The 24,703-nt window shown below is 63.4% G+C and carries 29 protein-coding genes; 19 read left to right on the top strand and 10 right to left on the bottom strand.

The genetic code is table 11. The annotated features are described in order from the left end of the window. Positions 1 to 526: 526 nt before the first annotated feature. Both V1290_RS17755 and V1290_RS17760 read left to right on the top strand, forming a co-directional pair. Entirely contained in the window at positions 527 to 733 is a 207-nt protein-coding gene (locus tag V1290_RS17755; protein ID WP_334365601.1) for a hypothetical protein, read from the top strand. A gap of 2 nt (positions 734 to 735) precedes the next feature. After that, entirely contained in the window at positions 736 to 1,116 is a 381-nt protein-coding gene (locus V1290_RS17760) for a DUF1036 domain-containing protein (RefSeq protein WP_334365602.1), read from the top strand. Between the two features lie 233 nt (positions 1,117 to 1,349). On the opposite strand, the gene V1290_RS17765 is transcribed toward V1290_RS17760, so the two are convergent. Further along, on the bottom strand, positions 1,350 to 2,111 hold the full coding sequence (locus V1290_RS17765; protein WP_334365603.1) for a DUF1223 domain-containing protein: 762 nt from the start codon (positions 2,109 to 2,111) through the stop codon (positions 1,350 to 1,352). Between the two features lie 158 nt (positions 2,112 to 2,269). Then, positions 2,270 to 4,990 (bottom strand): aconitate hydratase AcnA, encoded by a 2,721-nt coding sequence (acnA, locus tag V1290_RS17770; RefSeq protein WP_334365604.1) that lies wholly within the window; start codon positions 4,988 to 4,990, stop codon positions 2,270 to 2,272. A gap of 225 nt (positions 4,991 to 5,215) precedes the next feature. Here acnA and ccmA point away from each other — a divergent pair, with 225 nt between their 5' ends. The 6 genes from ccmA (at position 5,216) to V1290_RS17800 (ending at position 8,938) form a co-directional block, all read left to right on the top strand. After that, complete coding sequence (gene ccmA / locus V1290_RS17775; protein ID WP_334365605.1) at positions 5,216 to 5,818, top strand: heme ABC exporter ATP-binding protein CcmA; 603 nt, start codon at positions 5,216 to 5,218, stop codon at positions 5,816 to 5,818. 271 nt (positions 5,819 to 6,089) lie between these two features. Beyond that, positions 6,090 to 6,758, top strand: coding sequence for a heme exporter protein CcmB (gene ccmB / locus V1290_RS17780; protein ID WP_334365606.1), 669 nt, complete (start codon positions 6,090 to 6,092; stop codon positions 6,756 to 6,758). Positions 6,759 to 6,837: 79 nt separating this feature from the next. Continuing rightward, positions 6,838 to 7,569 carry a heme ABC transporter permease gene (locus tag V1290_RS17785; protein WP_334365607.1) on the top strand — a complete coding sequence of 244 codons (732 nt, stop codon included), beginning with the start codon at positions 6,838 to 6,840 and terminating at the stop codon, positions 7,567 to 7,569. Between the two features lies 1 nt (position 7,570). Beyond that, on the top strand, positions 7,571 to 7,735 hold the full coding sequence (gene ccmD, locus V1290_RS17790; protein WP_334365608.1) for a heme exporter protein CcmD: 165 nt from the start codon (positions 7,571 to 7,573) through the stop codon (positions 7,733 to 7,735). Between the two features lie 14 nt (positions 7,736 to 7,749). Then, positions 7,750 to 8,343, top strand: a complete 594-nt coding sequence (locus V1290_RS17795; protein ID WP_334365609.1) for a DsbE family thiol:disulfide interchange protein — start codon at positions 7,750 to 7,752, stop codon at positions 8,341 to 8,343. Positions 8,344 to 8,578: 235 nt separating this feature from the next. Further along, positions 8,579 to 8,938 carry a ComEA family DNA-binding protein gene (locus V1290_RS17800; protein ID WP_334365610.1) on the top strand — a complete coding sequence of 120 codons (360 nt, stop codon included), beginning with the start codon at positions 8,579 to 8,581 and terminating at the stop codon, positions 8,936 to 8,938. Positions 8,939 to 9,070: 132 nt separating this feature from the next. Here V1290_RS17800 and V1290_RS17805 read toward each other — a convergent pair whose 3' ends face one another. Further along, positions 9,071 to 9,673: a septation protein A gene (locus tag V1290_RS17805; RefSeq protein ID WP_334365611.1), complete on the bottom strand. Its 603-nt coding sequence runs from the start codon at positions 9,671 to 9,673 to the stop codon at positions 9,071 to 9,073. Then, positions 9,673 to 10,617, bottom strand: coding sequence for a signal recognition particle-docking protein FtsY (gene ftsY, locus V1290_RS17810; RefSeq protein WP_334365612.1), 945 nt, complete (start codon positions 10,615 to 10,617; stop codon positions 9,673 to 9,675). Before ftsY ends, V1290_RS17805 begins: the two co-directional genes overlap by 1 nt. A 220-nt stretch (positions 10,618 to 10,837) precedes the next feature. On the opposite strand from ftsY, the gene V1290_RS17815 reads away from it, so the two are divergent. Next, positions 10,838 to 11,473 (top strand): RluA family pseudouridine synthase, encoded by a 636-nt coding sequence (locus V1290_RS17815; protein ID WP_334369076.1) that lies wholly within the window; start codon positions 10,838 to 10,840, stop codon positions 11,471 to 11,473. A 186-nt stretch (positions 11,474 to 11,659) separates the two neighbouring features. On the opposite strand, the gene mtaB is transcribed toward V1290_RS17815, so the two are convergent. Both mtaB and dapF read right to left on the bottom strand, forming a co-directional pair. Next, positions 11,660 to 12,925 (bottom strand): tRNA (N(6)-L-threonylcarbamoyladenosine(37)-C(2))-methylthiotransferase MtaB, encoded by a 1,266-nt coding sequence (gene mtaB, locus V1290_RS17820; protein WP_334365613.1) that lies wholly within the window; start codon positions 12,923 to 12,925, stop codon positions 11,660 to 11,662. A gap of 5 nt (positions 12,926 to 12,930) precedes the next feature. After that, positions 12,931 to 13,803, bottom strand: coding sequence for a diaminopimelate epimerase (gene dapF, locus V1290_RS17825; protein ID WP_334365614.1), 873 nt, complete (start codon positions 13,801 to 13,803; stop codon positions 12,931 to 12,933). Between the two features lie 180 nt (positions 13,804 to 13,983). On the opposite strand from dapF, the gene V1290_RS17830 reads away from it, so the two are divergent. Both V1290_RS17830 and V1290_RS17835 read left to right on the top strand, forming a co-directional pair. Next, positions 13,984 to 14,694 carry a GyrI-like domain-containing protein gene (locus V1290_RS17830; RefSeq protein WP_334365615.1) on the top strand — a complete coding sequence of 237 codons (711 nt, stop codon included), beginning with the start codon at positions 13,984 to 13,986 and terminating at the stop codon, positions 14,692 to 14,694. A gap of 5 nt (positions 14,695 to 14,699) precedes the next feature. Then, complete coding sequence (locus V1290_RS17835) at positions 14,700 to 15,395, top strand: SIMPL domain-containing protein (protein ID WP_334365616.1); 696 nt, start codon at positions 14,700 to 14,702, stop codon at positions 15,393 to 15,395. A gap of 156 nt (positions 15,396 to 15,551) precedes the next feature. Here the strand turns inward: V1290_RS17835 and V1290_RS17840 are convergent, their stop codons facing one another. Continuing rightward, the gene (locus tag V1290_RS17840) at positions 15,552 to 16,616 is read right to left on the bottom strand and encodes an MBL fold metallo-hydrolase (protein WP_334365617.1); all 1,065 of its coding nucleotides are present in this window, start codon (positions 16,614 to 16,616) and stop codon (positions 15,552 to 15,554) included. A gap of 488 nt (positions 16,617 to 17,104) precedes the next feature. Between V1290_RS17840 and ffh the strand changes: the two genes are divergently transcribed. From ffh to V1290_RS17880, 8 genes are all read left to right on the top strand, one after another. Continuing rightward, entirely contained in the window at positions 17,105 to 18,655 is a 1,551-nt protein-coding gene (ffh, locus tag V1290_RS17845) for a signal recognition particle protein (RefSeq protein WP_334365618.1), read from the top strand. Between the two features lie 142 nt (positions 18,656 to 18,797). Beyond that, the gene (rpsP, locus tag V1290_RS17850) at positions 18,798 to 19,130 is read left to right on the top strand and encodes a 30S ribosomal protein S16 (RefSeq protein WP_334365619.1); all 333 of its coding nucleotides are present in this window, start codon (positions 18,798 to 18,800) and stop codon (positions 19,128 to 19,130) included. A gap of 19 nt (positions 19,131 to 19,149) precedes the next feature. Then, complete coding sequence (gene rimM / locus V1290_RS17855) at positions 19,150 to 19,674, top strand: ribosome maturation factor RimM (RefSeq protein ID WP_334365620.1); 525 nt, start codon at positions 19,150 to 19,152, stop codon at positions 19,672 to 19,674. 10 nt (positions 19,675 to 19,684) lie between these two features. Beyond that, positions 19,685 to 20,404 (top strand): tRNA (guanosine(37)-N1)-methyltransferase TrmD, encoded by a 720-nt coding sequence (gene trmD / locus V1290_RS17860; protein ID WP_334365621.1) that lies wholly within the window; start codon positions 19,685 to 19,687, stop codon positions 20,402 to 20,404. A gap of 108 nt (positions 20,405 to 20,512) precedes the next feature. Then, entirely contained in the window at positions 20,513 to 20,893 is a 381-nt protein-coding gene (gene rplS / locus V1290_RS17865) for a 50S ribosomal protein L19 (protein WP_028348467.1), read from the top strand. A gap of 233 nt (positions 20,894 to 21,126) precedes the next feature. Then, positions 21,127 to 21,261, top strand: a complete 135-nt coding sequence (locus V1290_RS17870) for a hypothetical protein (protein WP_256470161.1) — start codon at positions 21,127 to 21,129, stop codon at positions 21,259 to 21,261. Between the two features lie 76 nt (positions 21,262 to 21,337). Beyond that, complete coding sequence (gene leuC, locus V1290_RS17875; RefSeq protein ID WP_334365622.1) at positions 21,338 to 22,744, top strand: 3-isopropylmalate dehydratase large subunit; 1,407 nt, start codon at positions 21,338 to 21,340, stop codon at positions 22,742 to 22,744. Between the two features lie 103 nt (positions 22,745 to 22,847). Beyond that, the gene (locus tag V1290_RS17880; RefSeq protein ID WP_334365623.1) at positions 22,848 to 23,060 is read left to right on the top strand and encodes a hypothetical protein; all 213 of its coding nucleotides are present in this window, start codon (positions 22,848 to 22,850) and stop codon (positions 23,058 to 23,060) included. 79 nt (positions 23,061 to 23,139) lie between these two features. Here the strand turns inward: V1290_RS17880 and V1290_RS17885 are convergent, their stop codons facing one another. The 3 genes from V1290_RS17885 to V1290_RS17895 all read right to left on the bottom strand — a co-directional run bounded on the left by V1290_RS17885 (position 23,140) and on the right by V1290_RS17895 (position 24,678). Continuing rightward, complete coding sequence (locus V1290_RS17885) at positions 23,140 to 23,778, bottom strand: hypothetical protein (protein ID WP_334365624.1); 639 nt, start codon at positions 23,776 to 23,778, stop codon at positions 23,140 to 23,142. 189 nt (positions 23,779 to 23,967) lie between these two features. Further along, on the bottom strand, positions 23,968 to 24,276 hold the full coding sequence (locus V1290_RS17890; RefSeq protein WP_334365625.1) for a hypothetical protein: 309 nt from the start codon (positions 24,274 to 24,276) through the stop codon (positions 23,968 to 23,970). 132 nt (positions 24,277 to 24,408) lie between these two features. Continuing rightward, positions 24,409 to 24,678 carry a hypothetical protein gene (locus V1290_RS17895; protein ID WP_334365626.1) on the bottom strand — a complete coding sequence of 90 codons (270 nt, stop codon included), beginning with the start codon at positions 24,676 to 24,678 and terminating at the stop codon, positions 24,409 to 24,411. Positions 24,679 to 24,703: the final 25 nt, after the last annotated feature.

The following is a 24,703-nucleotide window of genomic DNA, read 5'->3' on the forward strand; positions in this document are numbered from 1 at the left end:
AGCGAGGAGGGCAGTTCGCGCATCTGCAGATCGCACCGGCGGCGTAATTCTCTGGCGACATCTTCGGGCCACCGCTCGGCAGTATTGAAGGCAATGACGTCAAGGGATTGCTGTATTGGCCGCTCATCAGATCCTGAATGACCGTTCGAGATCGGTGGCTTCGTAGTCGGCTTCCCGCAAAGCCCGTCCCAGTCGGCCGGAATAATCTGCCATCAGGTAGATTGTTTCGTCAAACTCATGGGGCAATCGATGGCGTCCAGTTGGACCTACGCATTTCGAAACTCCACGCCACTCACAATGCCGCCTCAACTCGCCAGTGCCAAATCGTTCCCGCAACGCCGGCTCGCTATGCGTAAGTGAGCTCCGCGTCAGTCACGCTTCCGCGAAAGGTCTATTTGATTGACGACCTCGTTGATTTGACACACATTAAAGTTGTGCATTAGCTCGCTCGGGTTCGGGGCGCAGCCCGGAATTCTTCTCTCGATTGATCACTCGCCTCCGTTCCCATTTTAAGAGGAGAGATGTGATGGCAAGGACGACAAGAGAAAGTGATGCTGGAAACGAAGCTTTCGGAATCAGCAAAAACGTCGCACAGCACAAGCCAGGCGTGGATGTCGCGGCCGAAGTGAAAGACGAAGGCGCCGGCAACGATCGGTTCCAACGCAGCGAAAAAAAGGATATTCCGCGCGGCACACTTGCAGAACGCATCGCCAAGTCCACAAAGGGACGCTGACGATGGGAACCGGCCATTCTCAAGTGACCTTCACCAACTCGTATGGGAAAAAGTTGTTCGTCGCTTACATGCGGCGCGATTTTGCCTGCCAGGACCAGTGCGGCGGCATCTGGGACGTTCTCGGCTGGATCAATCTAGATCCGGGCGAGACGGAGACCCGCGCGAACCCGACTAGTAATCGGTGGTATTATTACTACGCGGAAGCCGTGGACGGGGCGGTATGGAACGGTCCATACGTGGCCGAAGTCACGCAATCAAAATTCGAGAAATGCACGTGTCTTGGCGTTGTTATCGTCAACGGACCATCTACTAACCCCTACCACGACGTGGGTTTCCGAGAACTCGACAATAAAACCTATTCTGGCGTGAATTTTGTTCCCTAGCGATGGTTGAGCGGGTCGACCCCACCAACGCGGCACTCTTTCGGGGAAACACTTTTCGGGGAATACGGCCCGACTGTCTCTGAGGAGTCAGAGTGAGCAGCCAGAAGTGATAATCGGCCTCGGCGGGCACGCCGGCGCGCCGCCCGATGGATATGGACGTCGTGGAAGAAGAACTATCATGGAAGTCCGGCCGCACGTCCGCGCCGCGCTTGCCGCAGGCTTGGCAGACATAACTAGCGCAGCGCCGTCATGGCGGCGCCGAGCATCGCGCCCGGCTTGTCGCGACTGCCGTCCTGCACGTAGACGACCGCGGCGTCCACGCCGTCGCGGGAAATATTTTCAAGCGGAATGGTCCAGCTTCCCGAACCGCCGTTCCAGTCGCCGACCTTCACGAGGTTGCGCACCACGTTGTAGTAGGTGAGCTGTTGGCCGCGATTCTCGCCGCGCCCGATCGAGATCGGCACCGCCTTTGAGACCGAGCAGATCCAGACTTCGCCCCGGCCCGCCGCCGGCACCTTGCTCGCCTCTACCGAGACATTGAGCAGCTTACCCGACAACGTCATCTTGACCGGCACCGACATCACGCCTTCAGTCTTGCTGGTATTCTTGATGGCGCTTTCGATGGCGGCGCGATCGCTGCCGATCACCTGCGCCGAGCCGTTGACGATCATCTGCGGCGTGTAGAGGTTACGATCGCCACGCACATGCGAATAGGCCTTCTGACGCGCGCTGAAACGCGAGTCCGCCAGCGTGTCCTTCCAGCCAAGATAGTCCCAGTAGTCGATCGGCATGCTCAGCGCGATGATGGACGGGTCCTTGGCGAGTTCGCCGACGATCTGGTCGGCCGGCGGACACGACGAACAGCCTTGCGAGGTGAACAATTCGACCACGGTGCGCGGATCGGCATGAGCCGGACGGATGATGGCGATGATCGCGCAGACGCCGAGCGCACCAGACCATCGCGATATGCAGTTGTAGGCCATCATCGCTGTCATCGTGCGAACCAGGCGTAGCGTTTTCCATCCGTAATTGTACGGGGCATGATTTATTATCCCAAAGGTGTGCCCCAGACGCACGAAAGCGGCCCTGTCATAGGCCGCCTTCTCCTTGCTCGCTACTCACTTCGAAGTGAGGCACCGATCACAAATCCGCGTTAAGCCGCGAGTTTGCGCAGTACGTAATGCAGAATGCCGCCGTTTCGGTAGTACTCCAGCTCATCGAGGGTATCGATGCGGCAGAGCAGCGGCACGCGCTGCAGCGAACCGTCGCCGGACACGATCTCGGCCGTCAGGGTCTGGCGCGGCTTCAAATCACCCTGGAGCCCGCGAATCGTCACCGTCTCGTCGCCCTTGAGGCCGAGCGATGTCCACGACGTGCCGTCTTCGAAGGTCAGCGGCAACACGCCCATGCCGACCAGGTTGGAGCGATGGATGCGCTCGAAGCTCTGGCAGATCACGGCGCGGACGCCGAGCAGACGGGTGCCCTTCGCCGCCCAGTCGCGCGAGGAGCCGTTGCCGTATTCGGCGCCCGCGAACACCACCAGCGGCACGCTTTCCTGCTGATACTTCATCGCCGCGTCGTAGATCGACATCTGCTCGCCGTCGGGCCAGTGCTTGGTTAGTCCGCCCTCCGGAATATTGCCGTCAGCACCCTTCAGCATGAAATTCTTGATGCGGATGTTGGCGAAGGTGCCGCGCATCATGATCTCGTGGTTGCCGCGCCGCGTGCCGTACTGGTTGAAGTCGGCGGGGCGCACCTGATGCTCGCTGAGGAATTTTCCAGCCGGCGAAGTCAGCTTGATCGAGCCGGCCGGCGAGATGTGGTCGGTGGTGATCTTGTCGCCGAACATCGCCAGGATCCGCGCGTCGACCACGTCTGAGATCGGATCGGGCTGCTTCTTCATGCCTTCGAAATAGGGCGGATTCTGCACATAGGTCGAGCTCATGTTCCAGCGATAGGTCTCGCTCTCGACCGTCTTGATCCTGCGCCAGTTGGTGTCGCCCTTGAACACATCGGCGTAGCGCTTCTTGAAGATCGTGGCTGTCACGAACTTCTTCATGAAAGCATTGATCTCCTTGGTGGTCGGCCAGATGTCCTTCAGATACACCGGCTTGCCGTCCTTGCCGGTTCCGATCGGCTCGACCGCGAGATCCTTGGTCACCGTGCCCGCCAGCGCATAGGCGACGACCAGCGGCGGTGACGCCAGATAGTTCGCCTGCACGTCCGGGCTGACGCGGCCCTCAAAATTGCGGTTGCCGGACAGCACGGCTGCGGCAACGATGCCGTGGTCGTTGATCGACTTCGAAATGTCCTCCGGCAGCGGACCCGAATTGCCGATGCAGGTGGTGCAGCCGAAGCCGACGAGGTTGAAGCCGACCTTGTCGAGATCCTTCTGCAGGCCGGAATTGGCCAGATATTCCGCAACCACCTGGCTGCCGGGAGCGAGCGAGGTCTTCACCCACGGCTTGGCCGTCAGCCCCTTGGCGGCGGCGTTGCGCGCCAGCAGGCCCGCGCCGATCAGCACGCTCGGGTTGGAGGTGTTGGTGCAGGAAGTGATCGCGGCGATCACCACGTCGCCATGGCCGAGATCGAAACCCCGGCCCTCGACCGGATAGCGGCTCGCAGCCGCGTCGGGCTTCTTGTACTCGCTGGTGAGCGCGGTCGCGAAGCCAGTGGAAACCGCCGGCAGCGCAACACGGCCTTCGGGGCGTTTCGGGCCCGCCATCGACGGCACGACATCCTTGAGGTCGAGCGTCAGGGTTTCCGTGAACACCGGATCGGCCGATTTCGCCGTGCGGAACAGGCCCTGCGCCTTGGCGTAGGCCGCCACCAGCGCGACGCGATCGGCCTTGCGTCCCGAGGTCTTGAGATAATCGATGGTCGCGGCGTCGACCGGGAAGAAGCCGCAGGTGGCGCCATATTCCGGCGCCATATTGCCGATCGTCGCCTTGTCCGCCACCGAGAGATAGTCGAGGCCGGGGCCGAAGAACTCGACGAATTTGCCGACCACGCCCTGCTTGCGCAGCATCTGCGTCACCGTCAGCACGAGGTCGGTCGCGGTGACGCCTTCCTTGAGCTGACCCTTGAGTTTGAAACCGACGACTTCCGGTAGCAGCATCGACAGCGGCTGGCCGAGCATGCAGGCTTCCGCCTCGATGCCGCCGACGCCCCAGCCGAGCACGGCAAGGCCGTTGACCATGGTGGTGTGCGAATCGGTACCAACCAGCGAATCCGGGTAGGCGACCTCGAAGGTGCCGGTCTTCTTGCCGACCGTCATCTTCTCCTTCTTGGTCCACACCGTCTGCGCGAGATATTCGAGATTGACCTGGTGGCAGATGCCGGTGCCGGGCGGCACGACGGAGAAATTCGAGAACGCCTTCTGGCCCCACTTCAGGAATTCGTAGCGTTCCTGGTTCTGCTTGTATTCCTCGACGACGTTCTTGCCGAACGCCTTGTTGTCACCGAAGAAGTTGACGATGACCGAGTGGTCGATGACGAGATCGACCGGCACCAGCGGGTTGATCTTCTCGGCATCGCCGCCTAGCGCCTGCATCGCGTTACGCATCGCCGCGAGATCGACCACCGCCGGCACGCCGGTGAAATCCTGCATCAACACGCGCGCCGGGCGGAATGCGACTTCGTGCTCGAGCTTGCGCTTCCGGAGCCACTTCGAAACTGCGACGATGTCAGCCTTCTTGACCGTGCGGTCGTCCTCGTTGCGCAGCAGGTTTTCGAGCAGCACCTTCATCGAATAAGGCAGCTTGGAAATTCCCTTCAGACCGTTCTTCTCGGCGGCGGGCAGGCTGTAATAAACATAGGTCTTGCCGCCGACCTTGAGGGTCTTGCGGCATTTGAAGCTGTCGAGCGAGGTCATGTCAGAGAATCCCAAATTCTAGTTATACCCGGCAAGGGTATTTAAACACCGTCAGCGGAAGGCTGGCTTCTTGGCTTGCAGCCGCCGATTGAGTGCTGCATCAAGTTCCGGGCTTATAGAATCTTTCTAGAAGCGCCGCCACAGCGACAAACGTGCTGCAGCAATGCGGTACCCACAAATTCTGACGCGGTACCCATCAATTTCAGAGGGCTGTGACGAAGCAAAATGCGGCTCTCGGGGCGCCAGATCAGTTGTGTCAGAGGCGGCCGAGAGGTGTTCTCGGGCCTCGATTTCGAGGCCGCTTCCGGCGAAGTGCTGGCCGTGGTCGGCCCGAACGGCTCGGGCAAGACCTCGTTGCTGCGGCTGATCGCGGGTCTCCTAGTGCCGGGGGGCGGATCAATCGGCCTGGAAGGCGGCGAGGCCGAGCTGACCTTGCCGGAGCAATCCCACTATCTGGGCCACCGCGATGCATTGAAGCCTGCGCTGAGCGTTGCGGAAAACCTGTCGTTCTGGCGGGATTTTCTGGGTGGGGCGACCGGCGACGTCAGCCAATGCCTCACCGCTGTGGGGCTCGGCCACGCCACCTATCTGCCGGCGGCCTTTCTCTCGGCCGGTCAGCGGCGCCGGCTGTCGATCGCGCGGCTGCTGGTGCTGCGGCGGCCGGTCTGGCTATTGGACGAGCCGACCTCGGCGCTCGATACCGCCGGACAGGAACTATTCGTTGGTGTGATGCGCGAGCACCTGGCCAGCGGCGGGATCATTGTTGCGGCCACCCACACCCCACTCGGGATCGAAGCGAGCGAACTGCGGATGGGGGGCGCGAAGTGATGGCCTCGAACTTCTCACCACCGAGCACAATTCTCACCATTCCCTCCCCCCTTGCGGGGGCCGAGGCGAGCGAAGCTCGCTCTCGAGGTCAGGGAGAGGGGTGCCACACGACGAGCTCTCTCGACCTGGCTTCTCGCGACGCACGCACCTCTCAAACACCTTTTACGGGGCCACCCCTCTCCCCAGCCCTCCCCCGCAAGGGGGGAGGGAGCGCACCGTCTTCGCGGCAATCGCCACGGGCTCCAGGCACCCATTCGAAGCTGCGCCCCGCATGACCGCCCTTGCCGCGCTGATTCGCCGGGACATCAAAATCGCGCTCCGCGTCGGCGGCGGCGCGCTGATCGGCGTGCTGTTCTTCCTCACCGTCACAGTGCTGATGCCGTTTGCCATCGGGCCCGATCTGCCACTGTTGGCCCGGCTCGGCCCCGCCATCCTCTGGCTCGGCGCGCTGTTGGCCAGCCTGCTCACGCTCGACCGGCTGTTCACGGCCGATCATGAGGACGGCTCGCTCGACCTGATCGTGATGGGCCGGACACCGCTGGAACTCGCGTGTGCCGCGAAAGCGCTGGCGCATTGGCTCGCGGCCGGCGTGCCGCTGATCGCGGCGACGCCCGTGCTCGGGCTGTTGCTCAACCTCGACGCCGCGGCGACCTCGGCGGTGGCGCTGACCCTGCTGGTGGGGACGCCGGCGCTGACGTTCACGGGCATGATCGGCGCGGCGCTCGCCGTGACATTGCACCGCGGAGGCCTGTTGCTCGCGGTACTGGTCCTGCCGCTATCGATCCCGGTGCTGATCTTCGGCGTTGCGGCGTCACAGGCGGCCATTACCGGCCCGCTGTCGTTTGGAACTCCTTTTTCGATCCTTTGCGCGCTCTCGCTGGTTAGTTTCGTGGTCGGACCGTTTGCCGCTGCGGCCAGCCTGCGGCACGGTCTGGACTGAATTCGTTGACACCGATCAACTCTGGCGGAGGGGACCATGCCGCATTGCCTGCTCCGCCGCTGACGACTATCAGGATGCCATGACGCTGATCGACCTCGCCAATCCCTCGAAATTTCTCGTGCTGACCGCGCGCGTGCTGCCGTGGCTAGCAGGTGCAACCGCGATCCTGTTGCTGGTGGGCCTCTATCAGGCGGCGATGGCCCCCGACGATTACCAGCAGGGCGCCACCGTGAAGATCATGTTCATCCACGTGCCGAACGCGTGGCTTTCGATGTTCGTCTGGGGCGTCATGAGCATTGCCGCGCTGGGCACGCTGGTATGGCGGCATCCGCTCGCCGACGTCGCGGCCAAGGCCGCCGCGCCGATCGGAGCGGCGTTTACGTTTCTGGCGCTGGTCACGGGTTCACTGTGGGGGCGGCCGATGTGGGGCACCTATTGGGAATGGGACGCGCGACTCACATCGGTGCTGATCCTGTTCCTGATGTATCTCGGCCTGATGGCGCTATGGCGCGCGGTGGAGGACCCGTCGCGGGCGGCACGGGCCGCCGCCGTGCTGACGCTGGTCGGCGCGATCAACCTGCCGATCATCAAGTTCTCGGTCGACTGGTGGAACACGCTGCATCAACCGGCATCGGTGATGCGGATGGGCGGACCTTCGCTCGACAAGGCGTTCCTGATTCCATTGCTCGTGATGGCGGTCGGCTTCTCGCTGCTGTTCATGACGCTGCACCTGGCGGCGATGCGCAACGAGATCCTGCGCCGCCGCGTGCGCAGCTTGCAGATGATGCAAGCCAGCCAGCAGGCGGCATGACGTGACCTCGCTCGGACCCTATGCCTCGTTTATCGTGACCTCCTACGCGCTGGTCGCAGCGATCGTGCTGATCCTGATCGGCTGGATCGCGCTCGACTATCGTCATCAGAAGGAGCGCCTGCGTGAACTCGAGGCCTCTGGCGTGACCCGGCGCTCTGGCCGCTAAGCGACGGAGATTTGATGAGCGCGCCTGCAACATCCGATCAACCGCGCAGCCGGCGCTGGCTGGTGGCGCTGCCGCTGATCGGCTTTCTGGCGGTCGCCGGACTGTTCCTGCTGCGGCTTTACGGCGGCGATCCCTCAAAAATCCCTTCCGCCCTGATCGGCCGGCCGGCGCCGCAAACCACACTGCCGGCGCTGGAGGGTCTCGTCCATAACGGGACGCCCGTGCCCGGCCTCGACCCGGCCGTGTTCAAGGGCAAGGTCTCCGTCGTCAATGTCTGGGCCTCCTGGTGCGTGCCCTGCCACGATGAGGCGCCGCTGCTGACCGCGCTGGCGAAGGACACACGGCTGCAGATCGTTGGCATCAACTACAAGGATTCCCCTGATAACGCCCGCCGCTTCCTCGGCCGCTACGGCAATCCGTTCACCGCCGTCGGCGCCGACAGCAACGGCCGCGGCTCGATCGAATGGGGCGTCTATGGCGTGCCCGAAACCTTCGTGGTCGGCCGCGACGGCACCATCCGCTACAAGCTGGTCGGGCCGGTAACGCCAGCCAATCTCGATAGCGTGCTGAAGGTCGAAATCGAGAAGGCGCTGAAGGCGGGATCGTAATCACTCTTGTCATTCCGGGGCGCATCGCAGATGCGAACTATGGGGCGCCCTTGCGCCCTGAGAATCGCGAGATTTCGGATTCATCGCTGCGCGATGCTCCGGAATGACGAACGAGAAACCGACTCCAAATATTCTTCCGCTTTTATCTATCGTTCATTTCGCGGCCATGGCGCCGCCATGAATTCGCAGCTAGCTTTGGTGCGTTACTTGAACCGTCCTTGGGAGGGACACCCATATGCGTCATTTCACGCTCGCTTCTCTTCTCGCCACCGCGCTCACGCTGGGCATGCTGACGGCGACGCCGTCGATGGCCCAGACCGCGCAGCCCCCGGCCAAGTCCGACAGCAAGATGGCTCCCGCGCCAAAGGCCTCGGAGTCGAAGATGGCACCGGCGCCGAAGGCCGAACTGCTGGACATCAATTCCGCGACCGCTGAGCAGCTCGATGCGCTGCCGGGCGTCGGGAAGGCCTATTCGGAGAAGATCATCAAGGGCCGCCCGTACAAGGGGAAAGACGATCTCGTGCACAAGAGCATCGTCCCGCAGGCGACCTACGACAAGATCAAGGACAAGATCATCGCCAAGCAGAAGAGCTGATCTCGTGCCCCGGACGCGGCGCAGCGCGGTAGCGGTGCGCTGCAGAGCCGGGGCCCACGCTCGAGCGGAGATATGGGTCCCGGCTCTGCGGTGCATCGTAAAGAACGCTGCACCGCGTCCGGGACACGCTACCTAGCCCTTGCTCACATCCCCGGCTTCCGCCTCGCTGACCTCCAGCGAAGCCGGTTCCAGATGATAGCGCTTGATCAGCGGCATCTGTGTTACGGCAAACAGCATCGTCAGCGGCACCATGCCGAAGACCTTGAAGGTAACCCAGAAGTCGGTGCTTTGCGTGCGCCAGATGATCTCGTTCAGCACCGCCATCGCGAAGAACCACAGCGCCCACCGCGCGGTCAGGATGCGCCAGCCGTGCGGGGTGAGATTGAACATCTGGTCGAACATGATCGCGATGAAGGAGCGGCCGAACAGCAAGCCGCCACCGAGAATGGCGGCAAACAGCGTGTAGACGATCGTTGGCTTCATCTTGATGAAAGTCTCGTCATGCAGGATCAGCGTCAGCGCGCCGAACACGACGACGACGACCGCAGTGACGATCGCCATCATGGGCACATGCCGCGTCACCATGTAAGACGCGATCATCGCAGCCACCACCGCCACCATGAATGCGCCGGTGGCGACGAACAGGTTGGACTTGGCATTGGCGACGAAGAAGATGAGCAAGGGACCGAGTTCGGTCGCAAGCTTGAACAGCGGATGCGGTACTTTCTTGTCCATTACTCGATTCCTGCAATCGCGTTCGCAAAGTCCCGCGCCGTGAAGGGCGCGAGATCGTCGATGCCTTCGCCGACGCCGATGAAGTGCACCGGAAGTTTGAATTTCTCCGCGAGCGCCACCAGAATGCCGCCGCGCGCGGTGCCGTCGAGCTTCGTCATCACAAGACCGGTGACGCCAGCGGTACGATGAAACGCTTCGACCTGCGACAGCGCATTTTGTCCCACCGTCGCATCGAGCACGAGCAGGACTGCATGAGGCGCCGACGCGTCGACCTTCTTGATGACGCGAACGACCTTTTCCAGCTCGTTCATCAGCTCGGCCTTGTTCTGCAACCGCCCCGCCGTATCGACCAGCAGCACATCGAGCTTTTGTTCCTTCGCCGCGCTCAGCGCGTTGAAGGCGAGGCTCGCCGAATCCGAGCCCTGCGCACCCGCAACGACCGGCGATTTGGTGCGCTCGCCCCACACCTTGAGCTGTTCGATTGCGGCGGCACGAAACGTATCGCCCGCCGCCAGCATCACCTTGCGGCCCTCGGCGCTCAGTTTCGCGGCAAGCTTGCCGATGGTCGTGGTCTTGCCGGAGCCGTTGACGCCGACCACGAGGATGACGAACGGCTTTTGCGCCGCGTCGATCTCCAGCGGCTTCGCCACCGGCGCCAACACCTTCTCGACCTCGGTCGCGACAACCGTCTTCACTTCGTCGGCGGAAATCGCCTTGTCATAGCGGCCGGTGCCGACCGCATCCGCGATCCGCACCGCAACCGCGGTGCCGAGATCGGCGCGCAGCAGCACATCCTCGATATCGTCGAGCATGGCGCGGTCGAGCTTGCGTTTGGTGACGAGGTCGGCGACGGCCGACCCAAGCGAACTCGAAGTCCGCTTCAGGCCGCTCGAAAGCCGGCGCCACCAGCTCAGTTTGGGGGTTCCAGGAGTGGTATCGCTCATGTCGGGGACGTGTTAGCGGTTTCGCGCCATGAGCGGAAGTCACAACAAATCCTTTGCTGTTCCCGGGCCATCTCTTGATGTGCCCGGGCCATCCCTTGATGTGCCCGGGACAGCCTTTGATGTTCCCGGAGCATCCCTTGATGTCTCCCGGACATCAATTGACGTCCAGGGATTAACGGCGGACGAAATCCTGGCCCGCGTGCTCCATCGCGACGGGCTGATGCTGGTCATCGACAAACCGGCCGGCCTGCCGGTGCATCGCGGCCCCAAGGGCGGCGCCAATCTGGAGGCATCGTTCGATGCCTTGCGATTCGGCCTGCCGCGCCCGCCGGTGCTGGCCCACCGGCTCGACAAGGACACCTCAGGCTGTCTCGTGTTGGGACGCCACCGCAAGGCCACCGCCTCGCTCGGCCTTTTGTTCAAGCACGGCAAGGTCGGAAAGACCTATTGGGCCGTGGTCGAAGGCGGACCTGCCGAAGATGAAGGCACCATCGACATGCCGCTCGGACGGCTGAACGCCGAGCGCGGCTGGTGGCAGAAGCCGGACCCGGAGGGCCAGAAAGCCGTCACCACCTGGAAAGTGCTGGGCCGCGGCGACGGTCTCGCCTGGCTGGCGCTGGAACCGGTGACTGGCCGCACCCACCAATTGCGCGTGCACACCTCAGCGATGGGCTGGCCGATTGTCGGCGACAATATTTACGGCAATGGTCCGCGCTTCGGCGAACCGATCCTGCATCTGCATTCCCGTGAGATCGTGGTTCCAATTTCGAAGAACAAGCAGCCGGTGCGCGTGGTGGCGCCCGCCCCGGAGCATATGCGCGAGCGGTTGCGAAAGTGTGGGTGGAACGGGAAGTAGTCGTTCGTAGCCGAGCACGCGCCCCAACTACCGCTGTCGTCATCCGCCAACGGGTCGCGCGAATGCGCGCCCGATGACAGGCTCCAGCAGATGATCCAGTATTCCAGAGGCATCTGTGATGAACTGAGAAGCCGCGGCGTACTGGGTTGCCCGGTCGAGCCGGGCGATGACAGCGGAATGTGCGGTTCAAACCGTCAACCGTGCGCCGTCCTGACCTTTAATCGCAATCGGCATCACGGCACCCGGCTTTTCGCCTGATATCGCAACCGGCAGAAAATGCTCGGTGCGCCCCTGTTTGTCGCTTTCGATCAAGACCTGACGCGTGGCGCCGACCTCTGCCGACAGCCGGCGCTGCAATGCGGCCTCGCCCGTCGCGCGCAACCGCTTCGTCCGCGCCTTGATAACCTCACCCGCCACCTGCGGCATCCGTGCGGCCGGCGTACCCGGGCGCTTGGAGTAAGGAAACACGTGCAGGAAGGTGAGATCGCATTCCTCCACCAGGTCCTGCGAGCGCGCAAACATTTCTTCCGTCTCGGTCGGAAAACCCGCGATGATATCGGCACCGAGCGTCATGTCCGGACGCAGCCGCCGCACCTGCGCGCAGAATTCGATCGCATCCTGCCGCAAATGCCGCCGCTTCATCCGCTTCAAAATGAGGTCGTCGCCGGATTGCAGCGACAGGTGCAGATGCGGCATCAGCCGCTCATCCTCGGCAATGACGTCGAGCAGATCGCGGTCGGCCTCGATGGAATCGATCGACGAAATCCGCAGGCGCTTCAACTCCGGCACGTGGCGCAAAATCTGCTTTGTCAGTTGCCCGAGCGTCGGCGCCCCCGGCAGATCGGCGCCGTAGCTCGTCAGATCGACACCGGTCAGCACGATCTCGGCATGGCCGCGCTCGGCGAGCGCCCGCACCTGATCCACCACCGCCCCCATCGGCACCGAGCGCGAATTGCCGCGCCCATAGGGGATGATGCAGAAGGTGCAGCGATGGTCGCAGCCGTTCTGCACCTGCACGAAGACGCGCGGCAGGCCGGCCTTGAACCCGTCAAGCAGATGCGGCGCCATCTCCTTGACCGCCATGATGTCGGCGACCGCGATCTTTTCGCTTGTCCCGACGCCAAAGCCCAGGTCGAACGCCGCGCGCGCATCGCGCCAGGCATCGCCCCGCATCTTGTCGTCATTGCCGACGACGCGATCGACCTCGGCCATTTCGGCAAACATTTCTGCTTGCGTCTGCGCCGCGCAGCCGGTGACGACGATGCGCACATCCGGCCGTTCGCGCTTCAGCCGACGGATCGATTGCCGCGCCTGGGCAACGGCCTCATTGGTGACCGCGCAGCTATTGATGACGACGGTATCGCAAAGTCCGGCGCGTTCCGCCTCGCGGGCGATCACCTCGGATTCGAAGGCGTTGAGGCGGCAGCCAAACGTGAGGACGTCGACGCTCATGGCGCTCAGGCGACGTTGGCGAACAGCGCGGGATCGAAGCGGCCTTCATACTCGAAATCGGCCGTTCCCGTCATCAGCACGTGGTCGTCGCGCTCGCGCCATTCGATCGCAAGCTTGCCACCGGGAAGCGTGACCTCCACCGTGCGGTTGGCGCGCTTCAGCCGGGCGGCGGCGACCGCGGTCGCGCAAGCGGCCGAGCCGCAGGCCTTGGTCAAGCCGACGCCACGCTCCCAGGTGCGGATCGTGATGTGATCGCGATCGACGATATGGGCGAGCGTGATGTTGGCGCGCTCCGGAAAGATCGGGTGATTTTCCAATAGCGGCCCGAAGCGCTCGAGATCATGGGCGTTGACGTCGTCGACCCAGAAGATCGCATGCGGATTGCCCATCGAGACCACCGACGGCGAATGCAGCACCGGCGCATCGATCGGCCCGACCTGCAATTCGATGTAGCGTGTGTCGCGAAATTCTTCCGCCAGCGGAATGTCCTGCCAGCCGAACTTCGGCGCCCCCATGTCGACGGTGTAGAGGTCGGGCGCCGGGCCCTGCCAGCAATTCAAAAGCCCGGCACGGGTCTCGAAGGTCACGGCGGTTTGGCCGGTCTTCTCGAACAGGCGGCGCACCACGCAACGCATGCCGTTGCCGCAGGCGCCGGCCTCCGAGCCGTCACTGTTGTAGATGCGGATGAAGGCCTCGGTGCCCGGCAGCCGCGGCGGCTGCAATACCATCAACTGGTCATAGGGCACGCCCGCGGGCGAAGCGACCGCACGCGCCTCTTCGGCCGTCACGGCTGCCTTGGAATCGCGCAGGTCGACCACGACGATTTCGTTGCCGATGCCGTTCATTTTGGCAAATGCGTGGTTGGCCAGCGCGCTCATGGAATTTCCCAATTTATGCCTGCCTTATATGGCGAATGGTGGCGCGTTGACCAGTGCAAGGGCCTATGACGCATCTGTCATGGGACGAAAACGGCCCTCGCGTGTTAGGAATACGCCCATCCTGGCGGGCGCGGACCCGGGACATGCCGCCGCCAGGTGGGGTGGATGGAGAATACCTGAATGAACCGTATCAGCACTTTCCGTGCGGCCGTGGCCGCGCTCGCCATGGTTGCGCTTGGCGGGGCCGCACTGGCGCAGTCGCCGGCACCCGCAGCCCCTCCGGCCACAAACCCGGCGGCGACGCCCAGCCCGGCACCATCGGCGGTGCCGGTCCCGCCGCCGGCCGAAACCAAGTCTCCGGCGGACGTCCCAACCGCAGAGAAAGCCCCGACGCCCGTACCCCCGCCGCCCGCCGCCAGCGTCCAGAACGCCGACCCCTTCGGCGAGGAGTTCATGCTGGAGCCCAAGAAAGTCTTGGTGATGAAGGGCACCGCCAACTGGGATGCGGCGTTCGACACCCTGATCGATTCGTTCAAGGCGCTGACCGCGTTGCTCGACAAGCAGGGCATCAAGGCCACGGGCAATTCGATGATCGTCTACACCTCGACCGACGATACCGGTTTTACGTATCTGGCACAGATTCCGGTCGACCAGGACGTCAAGAACCTGACCAAGGACATCAGCATGGGCAAGTCGCCCGAGGGCAAGGCGCTGAAATTCGTCCATCGCGGCTCCTACGACAACATGGACAACACCTACGAGGCGATCACCAACCACCTGGACGACAAGAAACTGGAAGCCAAAGACACCTTCATCGAGGAATACATCACCGATCCCCTGAAGACGGCAGAGGACAAGCTGGTGATCAACGTCTATGTGCCGCTGAGGTGATCGGGATGAAACACCCGCTTGCCCTTGCCGTCGTCGCCGCTACGTGGCTCGCCGCGCCGGCATTGGCGCAGACGGTGCCGCCGCCCGCGATCTCCGTGACCGGCGAGGCGAACGTATCGGTGGCGCCTGACCAGGCCCAGATCGACGGCGGCGTGACGTCGGACGCCAAGACCGCGCGCGAGGCGTCGGACGCCAACAACGCGGCGATGGGCAAGGTGCTGCTGGCGCTGAAGGGCGCCGGCGTCGAAGAGAAGGACTACCAGACCTCGCGGCTGTCGCTGCAGCCGCAATTTGCGCCAAATCGCGCCGGCCCCTCGCCCATCGTCGGCTATCGCGCCAGCAACCGTGTCACGGTAAAGATCCGCGACGTGACCAAAGTTGCGAACGTAATCGACGTGCTGGTCGCCGCCGGCGCCAATGACATCGGCGGCATCCACTTCAGCGTGACGCAGGCATCCAAATATCTCGACGAGGCCCGCGAGAAGGCGGTCGCGGACGCCCGCCGCAAGGCCGAGATTTACGCCAAGACTGCCGGCGTGACGCTCGGCGAACCCATCAGCATTACCGAGGAAGGTGCACCCGTGCCGCTACATCGCGGCAAGATGGCAGCCCCCATGGCCGCCGGCGCACCGGTGGCGCAAGGCGAGGAGACGCTCTCGGTGACGGTGCTCGTGTCCTGGGCGATCAAGGGAAAAGAATAGTAATTCCCGCCGTCCCTGCGAAAATTGCTGTCGTCCCTGCGAACGCAGGGACCCATAACCACAGGAAGATGTGGTTATGCTGAGCTGTGGCTCCAGCCTTTTTCAACAATCAGCAACGGTGGCTATGGGTCCCTGCGTTCGCAGGGACGACAAGAGTTAGATCTCGTAAACCTGACCCGGCTTCAGCGCGCAGAACCGCTCCGGCGGAATCTTCGCTTCCTTCAGCGCGTCGGCCAATGCATTGACCGGCGCGTCGATCGCCTCATCGGTGAGCTGGAACGTGCCGTGATGATGCGCCAGCGCTTCCTTAGCGCCGCAATCGGCCAGCGCCTTCACCGCATCATCCGGATTCATGTGCTGATCCTTCATGAACCAGCGCGGTTCGTAGGCACCGATCGGTAGTATCGCCAGCCGCAGCGGGCCGTGCTGCTCGGCCACGCGGCGGAAATGCTTGCCGTCGCCATAGCCGGAATCGCAGACGATGTAGAGTTTGCCGGCCGGCGTCTCCAGCACAAAACTCGCCCACAGCGCCTTGTTGCGGTCGAACAGGCCGCGCGCCGACCAGTGCCGCGTCGGCACCAGCGTCACCGCTATGCCATTGCCGAGCTCGACGCGATCCTGCCAGTCGAACGCCTCGGCTTTGATCGCTGCATCCGCATCGCGCATGGTGACGTCGTTGCCGAGCGGCGTGATCACGCGCGGCAAAAACTTTTCGGCGAGTTTGGACAGCGTCGCGATATCGAGATGGTCGTAATGGCCGTGTGAGACCAGCACCACGTCGATCTTGGGCAGCGCGTCGAATGCAATGCCGGGATCATTGTGCCGGTGCGGCCCGGCCCATGAAAGCGGCGAAGCCCGCGGCGACCACACGGGATCGACGAGAATATTGAGATCCCGCGTCTGGATCAGCCAGGAGACATGGCCGACAAAGGATAGCCGCACCTTGTCGCCGGAAACGCGCGGCGGCGGCGTATCGCTCTGCGCATTCGGCACCCAATCCGGCCAGCTCGCGCGCTTGCGGTCGGTGCCGAACTGCCAGCGCAGCACCTCCGCCAATGATTTTGGCGGCACGCCGTCGGGATCGAAGAAGCGCATGCCGTCGAAATGATCGGAGACAGGACCCTCATAGGTTTTCATATTGCTGATCCAGACAGACGGCACGCCGATGGCCGTGGCGGCTCCGGCGAGCACTGCAAAGACGCGGCGGCGAGTAATGGACATCACGACAGGCGGGACAGAACAAGAGACATGGGGCCTTATATGGCGTGTGCGGGTTCAACTTGGAACATGCGACGAAAGAAGCCTGATCGCCCACCGCCTTCATCTTGGATAATGCAACCATGTCAAAGCCTTACGCCTCAATCGCAGGGCATTATGCCCTAGTTTCTCCTTGACTTTCACCCCATCCGAGGGTTTAACCCGCCCACTTTCTCGGAAAGACGTTCTTTTCGACCCGCCGCCCGGCCCATGAGACCGGAGGCCAACGCCCGACAGCGCGATGCGCCCTCGGGCGCGAAAGTGTTTGGAATATCGTTTTGGCGTTTGGCGCCAGAGCGCATACGTCGTCACCCGCGCAGGCGGGTGATCCAGTATCCCAGAGCAGCTCGTTTAAACCGAGAGGCTGCGGCGTACTGGATACCCCGCTTTCGCGGGGTATGACGGCGGTGGGTTAGGCAGCGCCTGCAACCGCAGGACAAAGGACAACGGCATTGTTCGACAATCTGTCGGAAAAGCTTGGTGGAATACTCGATCGGCTGACGGGCCGCGGCTCGCTGTCGGAGGCCGACGTCGACGCTGCGATGCGCGAGGTGCGCCGCGCGCTGCTGGAAGCCGACGTTGCGCTTGAGGTGGTCCGAAGCTTCACCGAGCGCGTCCGCGAGCAGGCGGTCGGCGCCACCGTCGTCAAGTCGGTCACGCCCGGGCAGATGGTGGTCAAGATCGTCCATGACGAGCTGATCGCCACCCTCGGCGCGGACGGACAGACCATCGATCTCAACGCGGTGCCGCCGGTCGCCATCATGATGGTCGGTCTCCAAGGCTCCGGCAAGACCACCACCACCGCAAAGCTCGCCCGCCGCATGACCCAGCGCGACAAGCGCAAGGTGCTGATGGCCTCGCTCGACATCTACCGCCCGGCGGCGATGGAGCAACTGGCCGTGCTGGGGCGCGACCTCGACATCCCGACGCTGCCGATCGTGACGGGGCAAAAGCCGGCGCAAATTGCCAAACGCGCACTCGAAGCCGGCAAGCTCGGCGGCTACGACGTGGTGCTGCTCGACACCGCCGGCCGCACCACGCTCGACGAAGAGATGATGAGCGAGGCGGCCGAGATCAAAGCCACGGCCAATCCGCATGAAGTGCTGCTGGTCGCGGACTCCCTGACCGGCCAGGACGCGGTCAACCTCGCGCGCGCCTTCGATCAGCGCGTCGGCCTCACCGGCATCGTGCTGACGCGCGTTGACGGCGACGGCCGCGGCGGCGCCGCGCTGTCGATGCGCGCGGTCACGGGAAAACCGATCAAGCTGATCGGCACCGGCGAAAAGACGGACGCGCTGGAAGACTTTCACCCCAGCCGCATTGCCGGCCGCATCCTCGGAATGGGCGACGTGGTGTCGCTGGTCGAACGCGCGGCGGCGAATATCGACGCCGAAAAGGCCGCGCGCACCGCCGAGCGGATGCGCAAGGGCCAGTTCGACCTCAACGACATGCGCGAGCAGTTGCTGCAGATGGCGAATATGGGCGGCATCAGCGGCTTGATGGGCATGATGCCGGGCATTGCCAAGATGAAGAACCAGATTGCGGCAGCCGGCATCGACGACAAGATTTTGAAACGCCAGGTCGCGATCATCGATTCGATGACGCGGGCTGAGCGCAAAAACCCGGACATTTTGAAGGCCAGCCGCAAGAAGCGCATCGCCGCCGGCGCCGGCCAGAATGTCGAGCAGGTCAATAAGCTCCTGAAGATGCACCGGAACATGGCCGACGTGATGAAGGCGATGGGTTCGGGCAAGCGCGGCCCGCTCGCCGGCATCGCGCAGGCGATGGGTTTTGGCGGCGGCATGAAGCCGCCCTCGCCGGAAGAGATGAAGGCGCTGGCGGACAAGATGCAGGGCGGCGCCGGTCCAGGCGGCCTGCCGAATTTGCCCAAGGATCTTCCCACCGGCCTGCGCCAGGGATTGCCGAATCTGCCGGGGCTTACCGGGCTGAGCGGCAAGCCGAACCTGCCGGGCCTCGGCGGCTTTCCGGGGAAGAAGAAATGAGGACACCGTCATTGCGAGCGAAGCGAAGCAATCCATCGATCCGCGGAAAGAAAGAGTGGATTGCTTCGTCTCTTCGCTCCTCGCAATGACGCCAATTCACACCGTTCAGATCATCGAGTTTTACATTTAACAGGAGAACTAAATGTCAGTCGTTATCCGCCTCGCTCGCGCAGGCACCAAGAAGCGTCCGGTCTATCACGTCGTCGTCGCCGACTCGCGCTTTCCCCGCGACGGCCGCTTCATCGAGCGTCTTGGCCACTTCAATCCGCTGCTGCCGAAGGACAATGAATCGCGGCTGAAGCTCGACATGGACAAGGTGAAGTCCTGGCTCGCCAAGGGCGCGCAGCCGTCGGATCGCGTGACGCGCTTCCTGGATGCGGCCGGTGTCGTCAAGCGCGCCGCCCGCAACAACCCGGAAAAGGCCGTGCCGCGCAAGGAGCGCAAGGCTCGCGCCGAAGCCGCCGCGAAGGCGTAAGGCTTAGCGGCGCGCGACGGTGAAAACACCGATTTGCGTCGCCCGTATCGGCGCCGCGCATGGCGTGCGCGGCGCGGTGAAACTGTGGACGTTCACCGAGGATCCGCTGGCCGTAAAGCAATACGGCCCGCTGATGACCAAAGACGGCGCGCGCCAGTTCGAGGTGACGCATGTCCGCGAGGCCAAAGACCATCTAGTGGCGACGCTGAAGGGCATCGCCACCCGCGACGACGCCGAGCGGCTCAATGGCCTCGAACTCTATGTCGCCCGCGACAAATTGCCTGAGACCGACGAGGGCGAGTATTACCACGCCGACCTGATCGGACTTGCCGCCGTCAACGCCGCGGGCGAGCCGCTCGGCCGCGTGATTGCGATTCACAATTTCGGGGCCGGCGACATTATCGAGATCGCGCCTCCGCAAGGCGCCACTATGCTGCTGCCGTTCACCAATGCAGTCGTGCCGACGGTCGATCTGGCGAATGGCCGCGTGGTGATCGAGCTGCCGCAGGAAATCGAAGGCGACGACGCTCCGACGCTTACGTGATGGGTTTTGTATGACCTGGCGCGCCACCATTCTCACCCTCTTCCCCGAGATGTTTCCCGGGCCGCTCGGCGTCAGCCTGGCCGGCAAGGCGCTGGCCTCCGGGCTGTGGGAGTTGGAGGCGCGCGACATCAGGGACTCCGCCACGGACCGTCACCGCAGCGTCGACGACACGCCGGCCGGCGGCGGTCCCGGCATGGTGCTGCGGGCGGACATTCTGGCCGCGGCGATCGACGCCGCGGATATCTCTCCCGACCGACCGCGCCTCCTGATGAGCCCGCGGGGTCGGCCATTGACCCAGCCCATGGTTGCCGAATTTGCCACAGGACCCGGGCCCCTGATCGTCTGCGGCCGGTTCGAGGGGGTCGATCAGCGGGTCATCGAGGCACGGAACCTCGAAGAGGTCTCGGTCGGTGACTACGTTCTGTCAGGAGGCGAAATCGCCGCGATGGCCCTGATCGACGCCTGCGTCCGGCTTTTGCCGGGGGTGATGGGCAAGCAGACCTCGGGAGTAGACGAAAGCTTCTCCGAGGGACTACTGGAATACCCCCAGTTTACGCGGCCGCAGGAGTTCGAGGGCCGCGGCATCCCCGAAATCCTGACCTCCGGCGATCATGCCAAGGTGGCGGCATGGCGGAGGGCCGAGGCCGAGGCGCTGACCCGGGCGCGGCGGCCGGATTTATGGGCGGCGAGGGGCGGCCAAAAAGGCACAAAAAGCACGACAGACGGGTGACAAGCGGCCGCCTATGCCTTATACGAGCGCCAAATCCGCACACGCGCAGGATAGATGGACGTTTGCGCAGCCCCCGAAAGGCTGGGCGCGCCGCCGATGGAGATTTCAATGAACCTCATTCAACAGCTCGAAAAAGAGCAATTCGAAAAACTGTCGGCGACCAAGTCGATCCCCGAATTCGGCCCCGGCGATACCGTGATCGTCAACGTCAAGGTGGTCGAAGGCGAGCGCACCCGCGTGCAGGCCTATGAAGGCGTCTGCATCGGCCGTTCCGGCGGCGGGCTCAACGAGAGCTTCACCGTCCGCAAGATTTCCTACGGCGAAGGCGTGGAGCGCGTGTTCCCGGTGATGTCGCCGATGATCGACTCGATCAAGGTGGTGCGCCGCGGCAAGGTGCGCCGCGCCAAGCTGTATTACCTGCGCAGCCTGCGCGGCAAGTCGGCCCGCATCGTCGAGAAGCAGGACCGCGCCGCCGCCGTCGGCGAGTAACTTTTCCCGAACGGGATGCGACAAAAGCGCGGGGTTTTGCCCCGCGCTTTTTTGTTGCGCCTCCACGTCATTGCGAGCGCAGCGAAGCAATCCATCTATCCCCGTTCCGAGAAATGGATTGCTTCGCTCCGCTCGCAATGACGGGGAGAGACCAAGGCCGGACCCAATCCTCGCAATGACGGTGGCAACAAACGCATATCGCACTTAGATGTGCCATGTGATATGAAGCTGGAATGGTTCTAGATCGCACCAGCGCCGCCTTCGGCACCGCTCAACTCGTCGTCATCGACGACCGCTCGCGGCTGCCTGGCCGCTTCTTCGGGCGGTTCGCGACGTCGGCCACGTCCGAGCTTACGCGCGCAGCCTGATGCTGCGCTGACGTCTGTTGCTTGCGCCTTTCGCGCTTAAACCGCTCACACAGAATTTCCTTTGGAGCTTACGCTCATGCCCAAACCGACCACGCTGTACGACAAGATCTGGAATGACCATCTGGTGCACGAAGCCGAAGACGGCACCTGTCTGCTCTATATCGACCGCCATCTGGTACATGAAGTGACTTCGCCGCAGGCGTTCGAAGGCCTGCGCGCGACGGGGCGCAAGGTTCGCGCGCCGGAGAAGACGCTCGCCGTCGTCGACCACAACGTGCCGACGACCGATCGCACAAAGCCCAATCCCGACCCTGAGAGCGCCGAGCAGATCAAGGCGCTGGCGGAGAACGCCAAGGAATTCGGCATCGAATATTACAACGAGTTCGACAAGCGCCAGGGCATCGTGCACGTGATCGGACCCGAACAGGGCTTTACCCTGCCCGGCACCACCATCGTCTGCGGTGACAGCCACACCTCCACCCACGGGGCGTTCGGCGCGCTGGCGCATGGCATCGGTACGTCCGAAGTCGAGCACGTGCTGGCGACGCAGACGCTGATCCAGAAGAAGGCGAAGAACATGCGCGCGGTGGTCGACGGCAAGTTGCCCGACGGCGTCACCGGCAAGGACATCATCCTCGCGATCATCGGCGAGATCGGCACCGCCGGCGGTACCGGCTACGTGCTGGAATATGCCGGCGATGCGATCCGTGCGCTGACGATGGAAGGCCGCATGACGGTCTGCAACATGTCGATCGAAGGCGGCGCCCGCGCCGGCCTGGTCGCGCCGGACGAAAAGGCGTTCGAATTCCTGAAAGGCCGCGCGAAATCGCCGAAGGGCGCCGATTGGGACGCCGCGATGCGCTATTGGGAAAAGCTGCGTTCCGACGAGGGCGCCCATTTCGATCACGAGATCCGGCTGGATGCGGCAAAGCTGCCGCCGATCGTGACCTGGGGCACCTCACCCGAGGACGTAGTGTCGATCTCGGGCTTCGTGCCCGACCCCGACAAGATCGAGGACGAGGCCAAGCGGCTCTCAAAGCACCGCGCGCTGAAGTATATGGGCCTGACGGCGGGAACGAAGATCACCGACATCAAGCTCGATCGCGTCTTCATCGGCTCCTGCACCAACGGCCGCATCGAGGATCTGCGTGCCGCCGCAAAGATCGCCGAGGGCAAGACCGTCAGCGCCAACGTCAATGCGATGATCGTGCCGGGCTCAGGCATCGTGAAGGAGCAGGCGGAAGCCGAAGGCCTCGACAAGATCTTCATCAAGGCAGGCTTCGAGTGGCGCGAGCCGGGCTGCTCGATGTGCCTTGCGATGAACCCGGACAAGCTGAGGCCGGAAGAGCGCTGCGCCTCGACCTCGAACCGCAATTTCGAGGGCCGCCAGGGTTTCAAGGGCCGCACCCACCTGGTGTCGCCCGCGATGGCTGCGGCGGCGGCGATCGCCGGACACTTCGTCGACGTCCGGGACTGGCGCTAACGCTTTCCTTTGTCTCGATAGCGAGACATTCCGGAAACGGCCCGTTAACAGGCAAAGCGCACACTGGTCCCTTGCGGAGCGCTTTCGCGAGGGACTTTTGGCCGTGACCGACAAGTCTGAATTTGTCGATATGATCAGCGAGGCGACGCGGCAGGTGCGGCGGCGCACGACGCCGCGCATCGTCGACCTCCAGCCTGTCGCGACCAAGGAAGCCTCGCGCCTCAGTCACTGGCCACCGGAGCACTGGCAGCAATGGCGGATGGAGACGCTGACGCCTTGGAAGCTCAAGCCGTGGCGGGGCAAGGATTGGGATTGAGCCAGTAGTGTTACCTGAAAACAGGAGCGTTACCTGAAAACAGGCGCCCTTTCGGGCGCCTGTTTCATTTCAACCTGTCTCACCAATAGGCGTAGTAGCGGTGGCGCCACCACCAAGGCGGCCTGCAGATCCTGCGCGGCCCATAATAGGTCCAGATCACGCGGCAGCGCAGCGGATAATAGTAGGCCGGATACGCATAATAGGCCGGCGCGAAGTAGAAGCGGCTGTGGAAGTGACGCCGGTGGTGGAAGTGTGGGCGATGAAAGGCGTGACGATGTACGAAGCGGGGTCCGCCGCCATGGAAGACGGGTGCCGGACGAAAGCCGCCACGGTGGATCGCCAACCCACCGCCTCTGAACCCGCCGCCGTGAAAGGCCGCGCCGCCACCGCGGAAGCCGCCGCCATGAAAGGCCGCTCCGCCGCCGCGGAAGCCGCCGCCATGGAAACCGCCGCCGCCACCACCGCGAAAGCCGCCGCCGGCGAAACCGCCACCGCCGCCGCCGCCGCGGAAGCCACCGCCGATCGTCGGGCTGCGGTGTTGAACTTCGGTCGTCAGTCCGTCGGTTGCATATTTCGCTGACGGCGCCGTTCCGGGGGTTGCTAGCGAAAGCGCCTCGGCGCGCTGTTGTGATGCCGCTGCGAGCGCGAATACTGCCGCAGCCGTAACGCCCAGACGGCGGACCAGGCCGCGTCCGGGTTCGGGTTCGGATGTTGTCATGGATTATCCTCCCTAACCGGCGACGCGCGCTGCTCTGCACCTGCTCGCGTCGCGTCCTCTGCGATCGCTCCCAACGTGACGTTAGAGACAGACACGTGAACGCGCCATGAATGCGCCGACCTCAGCGATGAATGCGCAGGAAAGTGCGTTGAAGAGATTTCTGCGGCTGACAGAAGTTATGCACGCTCACTACCAGAACGGTCCAAACCCGATGCCGAAGGTGAACGGCGCGGGCGCGTAATAGGGATACGGCCGATAGTAGACCGGCCGCACGTAATAATAGGGCCGGTAGTAATAAGGGCGATAATACGGACGGTAGTACGGACGATAATAGCCATAGTGACGATAGTAGCGGCGTTGCGCGCTCAAATCGGTGGCGTCGGATGTGCCGGCGCTTTGCGCCTTCGCCTGCGGCGCCGCGGCGGCCCTATCAATCGCCGCCGGCCCGGCGATCGCGAGCGCGCCGACGACAAGGGCTGCAGAGATCAAGCTCCTCATGATGGACTCCTCTTGCTGAAGCTGATGTCAGAGATAACGGGCGGTAATCTCGCCAGTTTCAAGGCGACCGCTGAAATCGAAACAGGCCCGCGATGAAGCGGGCCTGTTGGCATCTGCGCCAAGTTGCCGCAATCACCAGCGGTGCCAGTGACGATGATGATGGTGGTGATGGCGATGATGGTGGTGGTGCCAGCGATGCCACCGATGATGATGGTGATGGTAGCCGTGATGGTAGCCGTGATGTCGCCAATGCACTTCTGTCGTCGCCAACCTGGCATCCTCCTGAACCGCCGCGGCGGCGCCGGGATTGCTGAGCGACAGCGCATTGGCACGCTCGGCCGGAGCGGCAAACGCCAGCAAGGCACCAACGGCGGCAAGCCCAAAAACCTTCACTACCTGCATATCCAGTCTCCTCGGGTCGTCGGAT

It is taken from the genome of Bradyrhizobium sp. AZCC 1578 (assembly GCF_036924675.1).
Classification (GTDB): Bacteria; Pseudomonadota; Alphaproteobacteria; order Rhizobiales; family Xanthobacteraceae; genus Bradyrhizobium.

Coding starts and splice junctions, on each gene's coding strand:
- V1290_RS17760 (WP_334365602.1), top strand. CDS start 736: ATGGGAACCGGCCATTCTCAAGTGACCTTCACCAACTCGTATGGGAAA.
- leuC (WP_334365622.1), top strand. CDS start 21,338: ATGCCCAAACCGACCACGCTGTACGACAAGATCTGGAATGACCATCTG.
- V1290_RS17890 (WP_334365625.1), bottom strand. CDS start 24,276: ATGAGGAGCTTGATCTCTGCAGCCCTTGTCGTCGGCGCGCTCGCGATC.
- V1290_RS17785 (WP_334365607.1), top strand. CDS start 6,838: ATGACGCTGATCGACCTCGCCAATCCCTCGAAATTTCTCGTGCTGACC.
- rpsP (WP_334365619.1), top strand. CDS start 18,798: ATGTCAGTCGTTATCCGCCTCGCTCGCGCAGGCACCAAGAAGCGTCCG.
- V1290_RS17830 (WP_334365615.1), top strand. CDS start 13,984: ATGAACCGTATCAGCACTTTCCGTGCGGCCGTGGCCGCGCTCGCCATG.
- dapF (WP_334365614.1), bottom strand. CDS start 13,803: ATGAGCGCGCTGGCCAACCACGCATTTGCCAAAATGAACGGCATCGGC.
- V1290_RS17885 (WP_334365624.1), bottom strand. CDS start 23,778: ATGACAACATCCGAACCCGAACCCGGACGCGGCCTGGTCCGCCGTCTG.
- ccmB (WP_334365606.1), top strand. CDS start 6,090: ATGACCGCCCTTGCCGCGCTGATTCGCCGGGACATCAAAATCGCGCTC.
- mtaB (WP_334365613.1), bottom strand. CDS start 12,925: ATGAGCGTCGACGTCCTCACGTTTGGCTGCCGCCTCAACGCCTTCGAA.
- V1290_RS17815 (WP_334369076.1), top strand. CDS start 10,838: ATGCTGGTCATCGACAAACCGGCCGGCCTGCCGGTGCATCGCGGCCCC.
- V1290_RS17805 (WP_334365611.1), bottom strand. CDS start 9,673: ATGGACAAGAAAGTACCGCATCCGCTGTTCAAGCTTGCGACCGAACTC.
- rplS (WP_028348467.1), top strand. CDS start 20,513: ATGAACCTCATTCAACAGCTCGAAAAAGAGCAATTCGAAAAACTGTCG.
- V1290_RS17870 (WP_256470161.1), top strand. CDS start 21,127: ATGGTTCTAGATCGCACCAGCGCCGCCTTCGGCACCGCTCAACTCGTC.
- V1290_RS17765 (WP_334365603.1), bottom strand. CDS start 2,111: ATGACAGCGATGATGGCCTACAACTGCATATCGCGATGGTCTGGTGCG.
- V1290_RS17895 (WP_334365626.1), bottom strand. CDS start 24,678: ATGCAGGTAGTGAAGGTTTTTGGGCTTGCCGCCGTTGGTGCCTTGCTG.
- acnA (WP_334365604.1), bottom strand. CDS start 4,990: ATGACCTCGCTCGACAGCTTCAAATGCCGCAAGACCCTCAAGGTCGGC.
- V1290_RS17840 (WP_334365617.1), bottom strand. CDS start 16,616: ATGTCCATTACTCGCCGCCGCGTCTTTGCAGTGCTCGCCGGAGCCGCC.
- V1290_RS17795 (WP_334365609.1), top strand. CDS start 7,750: ATGAGCGCGCCTGCAACATCCGATCAACCGCGCAGCCGGCGCTGGCTG.
- ftsY (WP_334365612.1), bottom strand. CDS start 10,617: ATGAGCGATACCACTCCTGGAACCCCCAAACTGAGCTGGTGGCGCCGG.
- trmD (WP_334365621.1), top strand. CDS start 19,685: ATGACCTGGCGCGCCACCATTCTCACCCTCTTCCCCGAGATGTTTCCC.
- ccmA (WP_334365605.1), top strand. CDS start 5,216: ATGCGGCTCTCGGGGCGCCAGATCAGTTGTGTCAGAGGCGGCCGAGAG.
- V1290_RS17755 (WP_334365601.1), top strand. CDS start 527: ATGGCAAGGACGACAAGAGAAAGTGATGCTGGAAACGAAGCTTTCGGA.
- V1290_RS17800 (WP_334365610.1), top strand. CDS start 8,579: ATGCGTCATTTCACGCTCGCTTCTCTTCTCGCCACCGCGCTCACGCTG.
- V1290_RS17835 (WP_334365616.1), top strand. CDS start 14,700: ATGAAACACCCGCTTGCCCTTGCCGTCGTCGCCGCTACGTGGCTCGCC.